Genomic DNA, 15,169 nt, shown 5'->3' with positions numbered 1-15,169 from the left:
GGATAACGACAACGAAACGCTGTATCACTATTTTCGTCAGTCCTGCCAGCATTGTGATGATGCGCCCTGTATTGAGGTCTGTCCAACCGGCGCCTCCTGGCGAGATGAGAACGGCATTGTCCGGGTCGACACGTCTTCGTGTATCGGCTGCAGTTACTGCATAGGCGCGTGCCCTTATCAGGTCCGCTATCTCAATCCGCGCACCAAAGTGGCTGATAAATGCGACTTTTGCGCTGAATCACGTCTGGCGAAAGGTTTTCCACCGATCTGTGTTAACGCCTGCCCGGAACACGCGCTGATTTTTGGTCGTGAAGATAGCCCGGAGATTCAGACCTGGCTGCGGGAAAACAAGTATTACGAGTATCAACTTGCAGGCGCCGGGAAACCCCATCTGTATCGTCGGTTCGGTCAACATTTGATTAAAAAGGAAAATGTATGAACGCGTCGCAGAATGCCGAACAGTTTCACGCCCAGCTTGCGCAATATGTCCCTATGTTTTCTCCTGACTACTGGCCAGTGTGGCTGGTCATCGCCGGATTAATGCTGGTGGGAATGTGGCTGGTGCTGGCGCTACACGCCATGCTGCGCTTTCGTGCCGCGCATAAAGCGTCTGCAGGGCACGGTGAGAAGATCTACTTATACTCGAAGGCTGTCCGCTTGTGGCACTGGTCGAACGCGCTGTTATTTCTGCTACTTCTGGCCAGTGGACTCGTCAATCACTTCTCGGCCGTTAGCGCGTCGGTGATGAAAAGCCTGCTTACCGTACACGAAGTCTGTGGTTTTTTGCTGCTCGCCTGCTGGATTGGTTTTGTCCTGATCAACCTGATTGGCGGTAACGGACATCACTATATTATTCAGCGGCAGGGTTGGATCGGACGCGCGCAAAGACAAACGCGTTTTTACCTGTTTGGCATTATGCAGGGAGAGTCACATCCATTCCCGGCATCAAAGCGTTCGAAATTCAATCCGCTACAGCAGGCGGCCTATGTTGGCGTGATGTATGGTCTGCTGCCGCTGTTGTTGATATCGGGTCTGTTATCGCTCTATCCGGCGGTAGTCGGCGATCTGTTCCCCGGTGTGCGTTACTGGTTGTTACAGGCGCATTTTGCGCTGGCAATAATCAGTTTGTTTTTCATTTTTGGGCATCTTTATCTTTGCACTACGGGCCGCACGCCGGGCGAAACCTTCAAGTGCATGGTGGATGGCTATCACCGGCATTAAGCGATGATGATTACGCGTGATGACTTACGGGCCTGGCGCGTTGGGCCCGTAATGTACCGCTGGTTTCTACGTACTTTTCCCGCCGGGGGAAGTTATGCCGATGTACATCGTGCGCTCCAGCGGGAAGGGTATATCGACTGGGCAAATAGTCTGGTGGAATACGGCTGGTCAAAATGGCGGGAAGAGGAGAGTTTTGTCCGGCAGGATATTCGCGCGATGGGAAATATTTCCCGCGTGAAAACAACAGGGGGGACCAGCAGCCCGCTGGCGAGTGCGGAAGATAATGTCAGCTTTGGCTGTGCGGATGATAACGTTAAAATCGCCAGCGCTGGCTATGCCGCGCAAATTGCCAGTGCAGGTTACAGCGTACGTATAGGCAGCGTAGGCTATAACGCGCATATCGGCAGCTCGGGCGATCGCGGGCGAATTGCGGTCGCGGGAAATTCAGCGCGTATCAGTAGCGTGGGTGACGGTACGCGCATCGCCAGTGCCGGCATGCGTGTACGCATCAGTGCACTGGGCGACAGAAATCGGATTGCCTGCAGCGGTGATTTAACCCAGCTAGCCTGTTTCGGTGCGGAATCGAAAATCGCCAATTGCGCAGACAATATCCATATTATTGCCAGCGGAGAGAACGCCGTTGTTGCCAGTACTGGCACTGTCGATTCGATAATACTCGGTCCTGGCGGATGCGCGGCGCTGGCCTATCATGATGGCGAAAGAATGCGTTTTGCGCTTGCCGTTGAAGGTGAAAAAAATATCCGGGCTGGCGTGAAATATCGGCTCAACGAAGACCACCAGTTCGTGGAATGTTGAGCCTTGAGGTCATTTTAGCGCGAATCGTCGCTGGGTGAATTTTTCCAGGCTAAAGCACAGCAGGTAATAGACCAGTCCGGTAAAGATAAAAATGGCCGCCGGATAGATTTGCACCCGGCTATTAACCTGACCGGCAACCGTCGTGAGTTCTGGCACATTGACGATAAACGCCAGCGACGTGTCCTTCAGTAGTCCAATAAATATCCCGGTCAGCGACGGCATAATGTTGCGCAGCACTTGCGGCAATAAAATAAGCCACAGGGCCTGGTACGGGCGAAAACCCTGCACCACTGCCGCTTCATATTGCCCGCCAGGTAAGGCGCTAATTCCTGCATACACCGAGTGCATCACCGAGGCGGCGGTGAACCATGCCAGTGCCAACGTCACGGTAACTGCGCCAGGCAGATCGCTTCCAGTCAGCATGGGGAGCAAATACCACATCCAGAAAATCACAAAGATTAACGGAATGCCGCGAATAAACTCGGCCCAGATAAACAGTCCTTTGCGCATCGCGCCAGGAAAACGCCAGGCGCAGCAGGCAAGAACTATCCCACCGGGAAGTGCCAGCAATGCCGCGCCGATAGCCATCAGCAAAGTAAGCAGAACGCCGCCGGGTTGGCCTTCGGTCACGCGTCCCCACAGAAGATAGTCAAGATTGTCAGTAATGACCGAAATATTAGCGATCATGCGATATGCTCCTGACGCTGAACAGACGGGCTTTTGCCCTGAACGGTTTACCTGACACAGTTTTTGGTCCAAGGCGCGTAAGCAGCATACCTGACACGATACCGATGAGCAGATAGAGCGCTGTTCCAACGGCAAAGGCTTCCAGTGCATGCGCGTTATAGCTCTCAATTTGCCGCACCTGATAGGTCAACTCTGCAAATCCAATACCGCTGGCAAGCGAGGAGAGCTTCATCAGGTTGAGATATTGCCCAACGATGGGCTGCCATGCGTTCGCCAGTCCCTGGGGAAGGAGAATGTGACGAAAAACCGCCCATGAGGAAAAGCCCTGGGCAATGGCCGCCTCGCGTTGTCCGGCAGAAACCGCCTGCAAACCAGAGGCAATCTCCTCGACCAAAAAGGCTGAAGTAAAAACACCCAGCCCCCAGGCAGAACAAAGAAACTCCGGCGTTAACCACCAGACGTCACCCGGCAGAACTGACCATGGGTGTTCAGCATTAATAAAGGTAATCACGTCACGGGGTAGCCAATTCCATGCAGCGAAATACCAGAACATCAGTTGCACCAGTAAAGGCGTATTGCGAAAAGCGGAGACCCACACGCCGACCACCGCGGTGGCAATGCGATTGCCTGTCAAACGTAAACCGAGTAGTAGGAGAGCAAAGAGAGTGGCGAGCGTGACGCCTGCCAGCGTCACCCATAGCGTGGTGAGAAAACCGGAAATTATCCATTGCAGAGGTTGCCCGCTCAGCACCCCCTGCCAGTCCATTAGATGCATTATAACGGTAACTCCTGGTGTAACGGGTCGAGCACTTTTTTCAGGAAACGCTGGGTTCTGGGATGTTGTGGGCGGGTGAAGAAATCCTCCGGCGAGGCGACTTCCAGGATATCGCCGCCATCAATGAATACCACACGATCGGCAATCTCACGAGCGAAGTGCATTTCATGAGTCACGACGATCATCGTGATACCGCTGTGAGCCAGATTTTTCATCACTTGTAACACCTCGCCGATCATTTCTGGATCCAGCGCGGAGGTGGGTTCATCAAACAAAATGATTTGTGGCGATGAAGCCAGCGCGCGGGCAATGGCAACGCGCTGTTGCTGCCCGCCGGATAACTGAGCGGCATAGGCATCGGCTTTCTCGAGCAGTCCCACTTGATCCAGCAATTCGAGTGCCCGGCCTTTTGCTTCCGCTTTGTTCCAGCCGTGAACATATTCCAGCGCCAGCGCAATGTTTTGCAGCGCGGTCAGATGCGAATAGAGATTGAATTGCTGAAATACAAAACCGATACGGCTGCGTAACTGGCGTAATGCAGCGCCGCGCAACTGACTAATCGGTTTATCATCAATGAAAATTTCGCCATCGCTGAGCGACTCAAGCTGGTTGATAAGACGTATAAGAGTGGATTTTCCAGAGCCAGAAGGACCCAAAATGGTCACCACTTCACCAGGTTCAACTGCCAGGCTGACGCCGTTAAGTACGGTATGAGCGTCATACTGTTTAAACACATTGTGCAGTTTGACGCTTGCCTGACCCAATTGGGTAGAATCCGCAGCCGAAGCTGCGGAACGATGAAAAAGAGCTGAGAGCATATTACTTGGCTTCTATTTTAAAGGCGCGGGGCTGCGGGTTTTTAGTTTCAGGGCCGAACCACACATCATAAATTTTTGCTGCCTGACCAGTAGACTCCAGCTCCAAAAGTTCATCGTTGACGGCTTTTAACAAAGCCGGTTCGCCTTTTTTTACCCCCACGCCGATCTCTTCTTTACTCAGCAGGTCCGGCAAAATTTTAAAATCTGCTTTATCCGGCGCACCGCTTAACAAGCCCGCCAGGATTGTACTGTCCTGGGTGATGGCCTGCACATTACCGTTGCGTAAGGCGGTTAATGCCAGGGGGATATCGTCATAGGCCAGTACGCGCGACTGCGGGAAGCGCTGATGTAACGCCTGCTCACCGGTAGTACCTTTTACCGCGCCGATTCGCGCTTTGCTGTATTCATCGAGCTTGTCCGGGGATTTTGCTGGCACAAGGAACTGCTGGCCGGTGACAAAATAGGGCACGGAGAAATCGATCACTTGTGCACGCTCAGGTGTGATCGTGATATCCGCTACGATTAAATCGGCTTTACCGGATTGTAATAGCGGAATACGGTTGGCCGGATTGGTGGCCACCAGCTCCAGTTTTACCCCCAGGGATTTGGCCAGCGCTTCGGCAAAATCGACGTCGTAGCCGACAATCTTATGCGTTTTTGCATCAACTGAACCGAACGGTGGATTGGCGTCGAATGTCGCCACTTTAACGACGCCGGCGGCTTTGATATCGGCCAATTGGTCAGCCTGAGCCTGTGAGACGCTAATGCCAGAGGCCAGCAGCACGCTGAGTGCCAGAAGTGTTTTTTTAGCGCTGTGAATTTTCGTTGCCATCATTGTATGAAATCCCTGTAGTTTTTGGTTTGTGCTTTTTACGCTCCCATAACTTACGATTCAGACAAAATAAGAAAAAATTCTTATCTATATACAAAATGTTATTAGTGAAAGGGGGGAGAACAGGAGTGATGTGCGCGAACGTTGAGAAACGCTACGTGATTACCCTCATGACCTGTACCATACGTCAATAAAGTTAATGGCTGGGGACAAGCATGCTGCGTGATAATTTTAACGATCTTTATTATCTCATTATCGTCGCCCGCGAGCGGAGTTTTACGCGGGCTGCGGCAAAGCTCGGGGTCTCGCAGTCAGCGTTAAGCCATGCGATACGTGGACTCGAAGAGCGGCTGGATGTCCGACTCCTGACCCGTACCACGCGCAGCGTCGCGCCGACTGAAGCCGGAGAACGGCTCATCAACAGTATCAGTCCGCGTTTTGATGACATTGAAACGGAGCTGCTGGCATTAACTGACATCCGTCAGCGGGTGGCGGGTAACATTCGCCTTACCTTGGGTGAACATGCGTTGCAATCGACCGTCTGGCCCGCGCTGGCGCCTTTTTTGCAGGCTTATCCTGAAGTGAAAGTGGAAATGACCCTCGACAACAGCCTGACGGATATTGTGGCTGGCCGTTATGACGCGGGTATTCGTCTCGGCGAGCAGGTGGCAAAAGATATGGTTGCTGTCAGAATTGGTCCGGACTGGCGCATGGTGGTGGTCGGTTCACCCGCTTATTTTGCCCGCCATGGTAAACCACTCACCCCACACGATCTGCAAAACCATAACTGCATCAACATGCGCATGCCAACGTTGGGCGGGCTGTATGCCTGGGAATTTAGCAAAGGCGGACAAGATTTACGCGTGCGGGTTGAAGGGCAGCTTATTTTTAACAATCTCCCCCCGCGGATTAGCGCAGCGATTGCCGGGATGGGGCTGGCATTTGTGCCGGAAGATACTGTCGAACAGGCGGTGACTGACGGTGCGCTGGAAAAAGTGCTGGAGGACTGGTGCGAACCCTTCCAGGGCTATTATATGTACTACCCCAGCCGCAGGCAGCACACCGCCGCCTTTGCCAAATTGATTGAGGCTTTACGGTATACGGGCTGAAACGGGAAGGGGTAACAGGCGATAAAAAACCGGCATTGCGCCGGTTCGGAAATCAGATTTTGCAGGCGTCGCCGCAGTCATTATCAGCAATAATTTCCTGCGCTTTCTTATCTGCATCTTCCAGACGTTCAGCATTACGCTCTTGCGCTTCTTCCAGTCCATCAAAGACCAGATTATCGAGATCAATTTCCATCATTCACCTGCTCAGGTTCAGCCTTTAACATCACACTATTATATTGCAAAAATGTTGCTTAACAGCAGCGATTATTGCTACTTAGCCCCGAACTTAAATCAGATGCGCATGTTTTTCCGCCAGCGTAGCCCACGGTTGGCGGCTGCGAAGATCCATTGGTCATAAATACTGCTAAATGCCAGCGCTTTCTACCGTTTTGCTCTCACTTTTTCATTAACGTGACATGCGATCATTTTTAACAACTCTGCGACAAAATCACTATACATATAACTTAATATCTTTTATACATTAATTGTTCAACCCTGCGACTATTCCACAAAAGAGAAAGATATATGGAACAGACACCTGATAAGAAAAACGATAATTTTCATAAAGATGGCAAAGAACAGTTCAATCGCTCAATCGGTTTAATTTCTAATTTCGCGTTGGGGTTTACCTACCTTTCGCCGCTCACTGCCGTCTATTCGCTGTTTGCGCTGGCCGTAACGCTGGCGGGGCCGCCCGCAGTATGGTGGATTTTAATCGTCGCATGTGGCCAGCTTTTAGTGGCGTTGGTATTTGGCGAGGTCGCTTCCCAGTATCCGATAACCGGTGGACTGTATCCCTGGGCGAGAAGATTATGGGGCAAGAAATATGCCTGGATTGCCGCCTGGATTTACCTGTGGGCGCTGGTGGTCACCATTACGTCAATTGCGGAATATACCTCGACGTTTGTTGAGTCGCTGTTTCACTATGGTCAAACGCCTGCCACCATGTTGCTGACGTCTGTCCTGCTACTGCTGTTGATGATGGCTGTTAACATGTCCGGGACCAAAAACCTGGCCAGAGTCGCCAAAATTGGCTTCTGGTGTGAAATTGTCAGCGTGATTGCGCTGGGAATTTACCTGCTGATCTTTCACCGTTCTCAGCCTTTCTCCGTCATCTTCGACTCGATGGGCGTGCTTGCTCAGGACGGAAGCTACTCCACCGCGTTTATGTCCGCCGCGCTGATGGGGCTGTTTATGTTCTTTGGCTTTGAAGCCTGCGGTAACGTAGCGGAAGAGGTGCAGAACCCGAGCAAAAAGATCCCGGTTGCGATGATTTTAAGCATCGTATTTGGCGCGATTTCCGCCATCATTTCCGTGATGGGGTATCTGCTGGCTTCACCGAATCTGGTCAGTATCGTGAATGGTAAAACGTCCGATCCAATCCCCGCCATTCTCAATGAAGCCCTGGGAGAAACCGGCGCAACTATCTTTATCATCGTCGCGATTGTGGCGATGTTGTCGTGCATTTTGTCTCTACAGGCTGCGTTAAGCCGTCTTATTTTTTCGTTCTCTCGCGACAGAATGCTGCCGGGAAGTGAATGGATGGCCAAAATCTCGAAAAACGGCGTTCCGGATAATGCGATGGTCGTCAGTTGCTTGCTGCCGGTGATCATCTGCGTTTGGGTCTATTTCCAGCCAGACAACCTGTCGCGTATTACCGCGTTTGCCGTAATCGGTATTTATATCTCGTTCCAGATGGTCGTACTTGCTGCGTTACGTCAGCGTCTGAAGGGCTGGAAACCGGCGGGGGAGTGGACCATTGGCGGTTGGGGCGTGATTGTAAACGTACTGGCCTTAGCCTATGGATTATGCGGGATCTGGTTGCTGGCCCAACCAGCAGACAGCAGCGATTTCATTGATCGTTGGACAGTGCTGTTCGGCCTGGCGATTGTCGTTGGATCGGGGCTTATCTATATGTTCCTGACCCGACCGTTTGGGCGCTCTGCGGCGCCGGAAAACGACGCCATTGCTTACGCCACTAAGCTCAATATGGGGCAGGACAACTAAAACAAGGGCCTTCGGGCCCTTAGTTTTGATAGTGATAAAGGATAAAGTAGTCGCTCTGATATACCACGGTGCTGTTGGCGGGCGACAGTAACTCACCCACGCGAAAGCGTGGCCAGCTGGAGAAGATAATCCTGTTTTCCAGATTGGTCAGTATGACATAGTCAGGATGAGCGCAGGAGAGCAGTTCGGCTTCGATTTGGCTGACCAGCAGATCGACGGCGGCGACGCCAAGGAACTGATCGTTGTAGTAGACCGGCACTGCCGAAGTCAGGGTATAAGAGATATTACAGATATAATCGACGTACGGGCCGTGGATATAAGCTTTGCCTGCCGGTGGCGAATGTTTAAACCACTCGAAGGTTCTGAAATCCAGTCGTTGCTGCGTGGCCTGATCCAAATCGAGGTGCGCCTGGCTCAAACCATTATCTTTCTTATACCACCACTCCAAAAGCCAATACTCTTTGGTGGTGGCGGTGCTCTCTATATGGCTGGCAAATCCGGCTCCAGAGCAGTAATGGTTGTCATTGAGCGTACGCTTAATATGCTGTTGAACGGTGGATCGTACAGAGGGATCGAGGACAACCTCGGCCGAAGCTTTCTGTATCCCGGCAATCGCCTCATGGATGCTCCTCGCCAGCGCCACGGTAGAATCTACCGTAGAGACAGTAATATCATCAATTTTACGGATTAATGCGCTTAAAGATGTCGAAGAGCTCATTGTCTGTCCTGCCTTCACGGATTGTCAGTTCGAGTTATATTTCAGTTTTTTTTCGATAAGGTAATAGGTAAAGGTGTCGATGATCCGCGTGGCAAGCTGTACTGATTCCGCCTCGTTGTGGGCGGCCAGCGCATCGGCCAGCGCTGAATAAAGCGCGATAATTTCGGCATGAATGCTGTCCGTGCGATAGAGGATCGCCACCAGCGATGCCCATTCAGCTTGCACCTGAAGCTCCTGGTTCGCCAGCCGTGCCGAATGTGAACTGGCGGCTATCGCCAGCAGGCATCGCATATCGGCCTGGGTCATCAGCTCAGGTGATTTTGCCTGTCTGAGCACCTCAACAAACTCGCGAAATTTGGCGATATCCGCGCCGGTCATTCGTCTGGAAGCAAGTCTTGCGCTATGGCTAATGATGGCGCAATGCATTTCCCCCAGATCCGAAAGATAATCGGTACTGATCGCTTTGAACGGATGCAGGGGGCTATTTTTGCCATCGATATTTTCGCAAACAAAGCTGCCACCATTACGGCCACGAACAGTATGGATAAGATTATTAGCCCGAAGCGTGTTTAGCGCTTCTCTGATAGTGATATGTGAGACACCCATCATCTTTGCCAAATCAGTTTCGTTGGGAAGCTGTTCTTTCGGCTCCAACAATCCCGTGATAATGGCATTTGAAAGGCGTTGCACTATCTGGTCTGAACGACTGACCTGCCCGATAGGCGCAAATATGACCGCGTGAGTAATCATAATCTTTTCTGCACTCAATTCCCTGAAACAACGACCCTTTCTAACACATGCCTGCTGGGCAAGGAAGGTAAGAATGGCCGCGTTATTTTACATGCCCATGCGCAAAAGCTGCCGCACAGACGGATGTGTGTCCCAATAACCATTGGAGCTGCGCGCGCCGCGTCAGCTAACAATGACAAGCCTTCCTCTGAATAATGTAAAGAACAAGTTAAAGATGAGAGGCTTATCATAGTGTCAATGTTGCGTATTTGAAAAGTTTTTACAATATATATATTACATAAGATTCTTTATGTATTAACGGGTGGAGACAGACATGAAAACCCTGAAGCATTTTATTAATGGGCAATATGTAGCAGGCGGCAGCGAAGAGACCTTCGAACTGGTGAGTCCGGTCGACGGTGAAACGTACGCATTATCTCCTAATGCCAGCGCGGCAGAGGTGGCGCAGGCTTACTCTGCTGCTGAAGCGGCGTTTAGCATCTGGAGAAAATCGACACCGGCCCAGCGACAAATAGCGTTATTGCGCCTGGCGGACGAAATAGAACGCAACGTGGAGCGACTGGTCAATGCCCAGAGCCAGGAGACGGACCAGCTTCGCCATTTTATTGAGAAGGAAGAGATCGCGGCATCCTGCGATGCCATCCGTTTTTTTGCCGGGGCTGCGCGTTGTCTTGAAGGCAAGGCAGCAGGCGAATATTCCGCTGGATTTACCTCGACTATTCGCCGGGAACCGCTGGGTATTGTCGGGCAAGTTACGCCGTGGAATTACCCGTTTATGATGGCGGTATGGAAGATTGCGCCGGCACTGGCGGCGGGTAACACGGTAGTGTTAAAGCCAAGCGACACCACGCCGGTCAGTACGCTGCTGTTGGCGGAACTGGCGGCGCCCTTGTTCCCGAGAGGGGCGTTTAACGTGGTTTTAGGCAAAGCCAGTACCGGTTCTCTGGTGGTCTCAAACCCGAAAGCCTCACTGGTTTCGATTACCGGTTCGGTCCGCGCAGGTCTGCAGGTTGCGGCCTCGGCAGCGGCGAACCTGACCCGGGCGCATCTGGAATTGGGCGGGAAGGCGCCCGCGGTGGTATTTGCTGATGCGGATATGGACAAGGCGATTGCGGCGATTGTCACGGCTGGCTTTTTCAATGCCGGGCAGGACTGCACGGCGGCCACGCGTATTCTGGTCGAACAGTCCATCTACGCTGAATTCCTGGAAAAACTGGTACAAAAAACAAAGAGTATTAAATTTGGGCCGCCAGAAGACCAGGATGCGCTGTATGGCGCATTGAATAGCCGGAATCAACTCGAGCAAGTGAAAGGCTTTATTGAGCGTTTACCGGCGCATGCAAAAATTGAGACCGGCGGGCGCGCCGGATCTGGCCCTGGCTTCTATTTTGAGCCGACGATCGTCTCTGGTCTGCAACAGCACGATGAAGCTATCCAGCATGAAGTATTTGGTCCAGTAATGACTATTCAGCCGTTTTCTGACGATGAAGATGCATTACTTAAGGCCAATGATGTGGAATATGGTCTGGCGGCGAGCGTCTGGACCAGCAATCACAGCCGCGCGCAGCGCTTTTGCATTGATCTTGATTTTGGCACGGTATGGATTAACAGCCATATTCCCCTGTGCGCCGAAATGCCGCATGGCGGTTTCAAAAAATCAGGTTATGGCAAAGATCTCTCATCTTATTCACTCGAGGAATACACACGGGTGAAACATATCATGTGCGACATTTCTGAATAGAGAGGGTAGTGATGAAAACATTAAAAGTGGCGGTGCTTTCATTGGTGATGCTCTCGGGCTATAGCCTGGCAGAAAGTACCTCGCTGAATACCGTGAACGAGTATATGGCGGCGTGGAATGCGCATGATGCTTCGCGAGCGGCTCAATATCTTGCAGATGATGCAGTCTATTATGATGCCGCCGCGGGAGAACCGATTACCGGCCGGGAAAAAGCAGAAAAAGAAGTTATTGGGGCCTTTATTAAGGCGGTCCCGGATCTGACCTGGAAAATGATCGGTAAACCCGTTTATGACGAGGATACCGTGGCTTTTCGTTGGCAGTTCTCAGGAAAAAATAGTGGTGAATGGGCAGGGAGCCCACCGACAAATAATCTGATAAGATTTGAAGGTGTTAGCTATATTCATGTTAAAGCAGGAAAAATCACCTGGCAGGGTGATTATTATGATTCTAAGAAACTGGATGAAGAATTAAAGCCAGTGAAATAGATGGCGATCCCCTTTTTGCTGAGAAGGGGATGCCTCTTATTTGTGTCGTGTTAAGGGCAGTGTAGCAATAAGGAAAAAGTTAATGGCAATTACCAGACGTGATTTTCTCAACGGCGTCGCGGTGACCGTTGCGGCGGGGCTTACCCCGCTGGAATGGGTCAGGGCGGCAGGGAAGGAAAACGCATTTATAGATGGAAGTTATTATCCGCCTGCGCTGACGGGGCTGCGGGGCAATCATCCTGGATCGTTTGAAATGGCGCATGCCGTGGGCCGTGAGCATAAACATTTTGATTTAAACGCCTTGCCTATTGAGGAAGAGTACGATCTGGTGATTGTGGGCGGCGGTATTAGCGGCCTGGCTGCCGGTTGTTTCTGGCGTCAACTTGCCGGACAAAATAGCCGGATTTTGATCCTCGATAATCATGACGATTTTGGAGGACATGCCAAACGGAATGAGTTTACCAGCTCGGGCAAGAAACTACTCGGCTATGGTGGCAGCGAAGCATTCCAGTCACCGGCGCATAATTTCAGCCCCGAAGTGCAAAAGCTGATGGAAACCGTGGGCGTCAGCGTCACGCGGTTGAAAGAGAGTTTTGACGTAAACTTCTATCCCGACTGGCAGCTCAGTCGCGGCGTTTTCTTCGATAAAAAGAATTTTGGCGAAACAAAAATCGTCAGCGGCGATCCGGGACGGGCGGTATCTGATGATATTCCGCCGGACAGACTGAATGGACGCAAGATCGAAGACTTTATCAATGATTTTCCGCTAAGCGAGAACGACAGAAAAGCGTTAATCGATCTGCATGTACGTCCTGCGGACTACCTTCCGGGTATGACGATTGATGAGAAAACTGAATGGCTGGATACTCACAGCTACAGTGAGTTTCTGGCGACAAAAGTCGGTTTGAGCAAAATGGCGCTGCTCTATTTTCAGCAGCGTTCTAACGACTTCTTTGCCATTGGCATTGAAGGGATTTCCTGTAGCGATGCCCGGGCGTGCGCCTTACCGGGTATGGAAGCGCTGGGATTACCCCCGCTGGATGGAGAGTCGCTGGCCGACCTCGAAGAGCCGTATGTTTACCATTTTCCGGATGGAAATGCCGGTCTTGCCCGACTGTTGGTCAGGTATATGCTGCCGGATGCGCTACCGGGTACCACCATGGAGGACTCGGTCCTCGCCAGACTGCATTATGAAAAACTGGACCTGCCGGAAAACACCACGCGTCTGCGCCTGAACAGCACGGTGATTAACGCCGCCAACGTACCGGATGGCGTTGTTGTCAGCTATCTGCGCGACGGAAAAATGCATCGCGTTCGTGGTAAGAACACCATTATGGCGGGTTATAACATGCTGATTCCGTATCTGGTGCCAGAGATGCCGGAACAGCAGCAGGCTGATCTCAAACTGAACGTGAAAGCGCCGCTGGTATACACCAACGTGGTGGTTAAAAACTGGCAGGCATTTAAACAGCTTGGCGTGCATGAATTTTACTCTCCGGCAGCACCTTACAGCCGGGTTAAGCTCGACTATCCGGTCAGCATTGGCGGGTATCAACACCCAGCCTCACCAGACGATCCGATGGTGATTCATATGGTCTACGTCCCCACGTATCCTGGCAGTAACCTCTCGGCCAGAGAGCAGTTCCGTCTGGGGCGGGCCTATTTGCTGGGAACAACATTTGCGGCGCATGAAGAGATGATTCGCGCCCAGTTGCAGGAGATGTTTGGCGCAACAGGCTTTGATAATCAACGCGATATTGCCGCCATTACGGTTAACCGCTGGGCGCATGGCTATGCCTATTACCCTAACTCGTTGTTCGACGACATGGACAAAATGCCCGAGATTATCGAGCGGGCGCGCAAGCCAGTTGGTCGTATTGCCATTGCTAATTCCGATTCTGACTGGGGGGCATATGCTCATACGGCGATCGATCAGGCATGGCGAGCGGTTAATGAACTCAAGGAGATGGGGTGATCTATGCGTAATGTAACCGTTCTTGCCGCCTGTTTATTTACCGCCACGGTTTCTGCGGCTGAAACGCATGGCGAATACATCGCGAGGATTTCTGACTGCGTAGCCTGTCACACGACGGAAGGTGGCGCGGCGATGGCAGGGGGTAAAAAGTTTCCCACTCCGCTTGGAGATATTTATTCGACCAATATTACGCCAGATAAGACGCAGGGGATTGGTAGCTACGCATACGAGGATTTTGAAAAGGCGGTCCGTCAGGGGATTGCCAAAGATGGTCATCCGCTCTATCCGGCCATGCCTTATCCCTCTTACGCGAAGCTTTCTGACGAGGATGTTCAGGCGCTGTACCGCTATTTTATGCATGATGTCACGCCGTCGGCACAACCCAATAAAGAGAATGCCATTCCGTGGCTACTCTCCGCCCGCTGGCCGCTGCATATCTGGAACTGGTTGTTTACCGACGCGCCAGAGACGGCTGTTACGGGCGCGAAAACGGATGAAAACGCGGTCCTGCTAAAACGAGGCGCTTATCTGGTGGAAGGCCCGGGCCACTGCGGTTCATGCCATACACCGAGAGGTGTGGCGATGAACGAAAAAGCGTACAGCAATGCCGATCCCGAGTATCTGAGCGGCGCGATGATCGACGGCTGGTATGCGCCGTCGCTGCGGGGCACCGGAATGTCGGAGTCGGAGTTAAAATCGCTGTTGCTGACCGGTAAAAGTAAACATGCCGCGGTTTCTGGTTCGATGGCTGAAGTCGTTACGCAAAGTACACAGTATCTGACGGACGAAGATGCCACGGCGATCGCACAATATCTGCTGAGCCTGAAAAGTACGAAGCCTGAAGCGGGGCGTACCGCAGCGACTACGACATCCTGGTCGAATTCAGCCGAGGCGGGCAAAGTGACCTATAACCGCTACTGCTCAACGTGTCACGGTCTGGAAGGCAAAGGTACGGATGATAATGCACCTTCGTTGATCCGCAATCCGCTGGTGATGGTGGATGACCCGACGCCACTGTACAGAGTGATTGCCTATGGCGCAGAAACCCCGACAACGCGGGGCAGCGTCTCCTTTAAGATGCCAGCCTACGGCGGCATGTTAACCGACAGCGAAATGCGTGACGTAATTAACTACGTGCGTAAAAGTTGGGGGGAAGGGAATGGTGAAGTAAGCCAGGAGGATCTGGCTGGCGTTAAAAAAGCGTCACATTAAACAGCATGCCGGATAAGGTGCGA

At 52.0% G+C, this 15,169-nt stretch carries 16 protein-coding genes; 9 read left to right on the top strand and 7 right to left on the bottom strand.

Annotation, left to right across the window (positions count from 1 at the left end; genetic code table 11):
* The 3 genes from KQJ18_RS09340 to ydhT all read left to right on the top strand — a co-directional run.
* Positions 1-439: 4Fe-4S dicluster domain-containing protein (locus KQJ18_RS09340; protein ID WP_216421870.1), on the top strand; the 439-nt coding region annotated here is incomplete at its 5' end.
* The gene (phsC, locus tag KQJ18_RS09335; RefSeq protein WP_159121249.1) at positions 436-1,221 is read left to right on the top strand and encodes a thiosulfate reductase cytochrome B subunit; all 786 of its coding nucleotides are present in this window, start codon (positions 436-438) and stop codon (positions 1,219-1,221) included. The genes KQJ18_RS09340 and phsC, both read left to right, overlap by 4 nt.
* 3 nt (positions 1,222-1,224) lie before the next feature.
* A complete protein-coding gene (gene ydhT / locus KQJ18_RS09330) occupies positions 1,225-2,037 on the top strand; it encodes a protein YdhT (RefSeq protein ID WP_038640302.1) in 813 nt (270 codons plus the stop codon).
* A gap of 9 nt (positions 2,038-2,046) precedes the next feature.
* Here the strand turns inward: ydhT and KQJ18_RS09325 are convergent, their stop codons facing one another.
* Genes KQJ18_RS09325 through KQJ18_RS09310 form a run of 4 tightly spaced genes read right to left on the bottom strand, consistent with a single transcriptional unit; the run spans position 2,047 to position 5,152 of the window.
* A complete protein-coding gene (locus KQJ18_RS09325) occupies positions 2,047-2,724 on the bottom strand; it encodes an amino acid ABC transporter permease (protein ID WP_038640304.1) in 678 nt (225 codons plus the stop codon).
* The gene (locus KQJ18_RS09320) at positions 2,714-3,499 is read right to left on the bottom strand and encodes an amino acid ABC transporter permease (RefSeq protein ID WP_216421868.1); all 786 of its coding nucleotides are present in this window, start codon (positions 3,497-3,499) and stop codon (positions 2,714-2,716) included. The genes KQJ18_RS09325 and KQJ18_RS09320 overlap by 11 nt, the downstream gene beginning before the upstream one ends.
* Positions 3,499-4,317 carry an amino acid ABC transporter ATP-binding protein gene (locus KQJ18_RS09315; protein ID WP_137350496.1) on the bottom strand — a complete coding sequence of 273 codons (819 nt, stop codon included), beginning with the start codon at positions 4,315-4,317 and terminating at the stop codon, positions 3,499-3,501. Before KQJ18_RS09315 ends, KQJ18_RS09320 begins: the two co-directional genes overlap by 1 nt.
* 1 nt (position 4,318) lies before the next feature.
* Positions 4,319-5,152 carry an ABC transporter substrate-binding protein gene (locus KQJ18_RS09310; protein WP_137350495.1) on the bottom strand — a complete coding sequence of 278 codons (834 nt, stop codon included), beginning with the start codon at positions 5,150-5,152 and terminating at the stop codon, positions 4,319-4,321.
* 212 nt (positions 5,153-5,364) lie between these two features.
* Here KQJ18_RS09310 and KQJ18_RS09305 point away from each other — a divergent pair, with 212 nt between their 5' ends.
* Entirely contained in the window at positions 5,365-6,258 is an 894-nt protein-coding gene (locus KQJ18_RS09305; RefSeq protein WP_042308719.1) for a LysR family transcriptional regulator, read from the top strand.
* 52 nt (positions 6,259-6,310) lie between these two features.
* Here KQJ18_RS09305 and KQJ18_RS09300 read toward each other — a convergent pair whose 3' ends face one another.
* Entirely contained in the window at positions 6,311-6,451 is a 141-nt protein-coding gene (locus KQJ18_RS09300) for a hypothetical protein (protein WP_003832695.1), read from the bottom strand.
* Positions 6,452-6,783: 332 nt separating this feature from the next.
* Between KQJ18_RS09300 and KQJ18_RS09295 the strand changes: the two genes are divergently transcribed.
* Entirely contained in the window at positions 6,784-8,265 is a 1,482-nt protein-coding gene (locus KQJ18_RS09295) for an APC family permease (protein WP_216421866.1), read from the top strand.
* Between the two features lie 19 nt (positions 8,266-8,284).
* Here KQJ18_RS09295 and KQJ18_RS09290 read toward each other — a convergent pair whose 3' ends face one another.
* Positions 8,285-8,983, bottom strand: a complete 699-nt coding sequence (locus KQJ18_RS09290) for a cache domain-containing protein (RefSeq protein WP_038640317.1) — start codon at positions 8,981-8,983, stop codon at positions 8,285-8,287.
* Between the two features lie 24 nt (positions 8,984-9,007).
* The gene (locus KQJ18_RS09285) at positions 9,008-9,733 is read right to left on the bottom strand and encodes a GntR family transcriptional regulator (protein WP_038640319.1); all 726 of its coding nucleotides are present in this window, start codon (positions 9,731-9,733) and stop codon (positions 9,008-9,010) included.
* A gap of 313 nt (positions 9,734-10,046) precedes the next feature.
* Here KQJ18_RS09285 and KQJ18_RS09280 point away from each other — a divergent pair, with 313 nt between their 5' ends.
* The 4 genes from KQJ18_RS09280 (at position 10,047) to KQJ18_RS09265 (ending at position 15,146) form a co-directional block, all read left to right on the top strand.
* Positions 10,047-11,474, top strand: coding sequence for a gamma-aminobutyraldehyde dehydrogenase (locus KQJ18_RS09280; RefSeq protein ID WP_216421865.1), 1,428 nt, complete (start codon positions 10,047-10,049; stop codon positions 11,472-11,474).
* 11 nt (positions 11,475-11,485) lie between these two features.
* Positions 11,486-11,959, top strand: a complete 474-nt coding sequence (locus KQJ18_RS09275) for an ester cyclase (protein ID WP_038640326.1) — start codon at positions 11,486-11,488, stop codon at positions 11,957-11,959.
* Between the two features lie 82 nt (positions 11,960-12,041).
* Positions 12,042-13,934 (top strand): FAD/NAD(P)-binding protein, encoded by a 1,893-nt coding sequence (locus KQJ18_RS09270; protein ID WP_038640327.1) that lies wholly within the window; start codon positions 12,042-12,044, stop codon positions 13,932-13,934.
* A 3-nt stretch (positions 13,935-13,937) separates the two neighbouring features.
* The gene (locus tag KQJ18_RS09265) at positions 13,938-15,146 is read left to right on the top strand and encodes a cytochrome c (RefSeq protein WP_160955968.1); all 1,209 of its coding nucleotides are present in this window, start codon (positions 13,938-13,940) and stop codon (positions 15,144-15,146) included.
* Positions 15,147-15,169: the final 23 nt, after the last annotated feature.

Origin of the sequence: Citrobacter sp. S55_ASV_140 (assembly GCF_018919505.1) — a bacterium.
In the GTDB taxonomy this organism is placed as follows: Bacteria; Pseudomonadota; Gammaproteobacteria; order Enterobacterales; family Enterobacteriaceae; genus Citrobacter; species Citrobacter werkmanii.
The sequence above is the reverse complement of the archived record's forward strand: the minus strand, read 5'-3'. Positions and strand labels throughout refer to the sequence as shown.